Source organism: Stenotrophomonas sp. GbtcB23 (assembly GCF_019091045.1).
GTDB lineage: Bacteria > Pseudomonadota > Gammaproteobacteria > Xanthomonadales > Xanthomonadaceae > Stenotrophomonas > Stenotrophomonas rhizophila_A.
The window spans coordinates 1-810 of the sequence record NZ_JAGXKC010000141.1 but is presented as its reverse complement, the minus strand read 5'-3'; the positions used below and the strand labels follow the sequence as shown (position 1 = coordinate 810).

2 protein-coding genes are annotated in these 810 nt (G+C 64.4%); one reads left to right on the top strand and one right to left on the bottom strand.

All coding sequences use genetic code 11. The annotated features are described in order from the left end of the window. On the top strand, positions 1–371 hold a 371-nt coding region (locus tag KVS69_RS18470), incomplete at its 5' end, for an ArsB/NhaD family transporter (protein ID WP_302675384.1). 28 nt (positions 372–399) lie between these two features. On the opposite strand, the gene KVS69_RS18465 is transcribed toward KVS69_RS18470, so the two are convergent. Then, a complete protein-coding gene (locus KVS69_RS18465) occupies positions 400–678 on the bottom strand; it encodes a hypothetical protein (protein ID WP_217539440.1) in 279 nt (92 codons plus the stop codon). Between the last annotated feature and the right edge of the window lie 132 nt (positions 679–810).

The following is an 810-nucleotide window of genomic DNA, read 5'->3' as shown; positions in this document are numbered from 1 at the left end:
CGGTGCTTGAGTGGCTGGCGGCGCAGGGAACCTTTGTGGCCACCATCGGTACCGGCTTCGCAGTGGCGGGCCTCGCTTCGATCATGAACAACATGCCGGCGACGCTGGTGGGCGCGCTGGCCATCGATGGGGCCAATCTTCCGGCCGCCACCCGCGAATTGATGATCTATGCCAACGTCGTGGGCAACGACCTTGGCCCCAAGCTCACTCCAATTGGGTCGCTCGCGACCCTGCTGTGGCTGCACGTCCTCGCCGGCAAGGGCCAACGGATCACGTGGGGACAGTACATGAAGGTAGGGCTAATCCTCACGCCCCCGGTCCTGTTGGCCACGCTCGTCGCTCTCTGGATTTGGCTGCCGCTCGCTCAATGACCCTGTCGGCGCACAGGGCCGCAGGCGATCACATCTTCTTCAAGAGTGCCGCGGTGGGGGGCGGCGGCACCGGACCCGGATCGTTGAAGCACAGCATGACCTGATCGATGCCGAATTGGTCGGCCAGCACGCGGGCGGTCACCGCGTGCACCAAGTCCAAGTCAACTGAGGGGGCAGCGACGGTGATGGTGGCCGCGATCGCACGGCCATCTTCTTTGCCGGGGACCAGGCGTACGTCGTCTACCGCCTTCACACCCGGGTCGGTAAACATCGCCGCGCGGACCTGTCCCAGGTTGATCTCGTTCATGATTTCGAGGACTCCAAGGCAGTGCGATCGCCGCGGGGAGCTCGGTCGCGATGCAGCCAACGATAGAGCACCGGCAGCACCAACAAGGTCAATGCGGTGGATGACACAATCCCCCCGATGGCGACAGTGGCC

Bases quoted from the DNA above. Each gene is read 5' to 3' on its own strand.
- KVS69_RS18465 (WP_217539440.1), bottom strand. From the start codon at position 678: ATGAACGAGATCAACCTGGGACAGGTCCGCGCGGCGATGTTTACCGAC.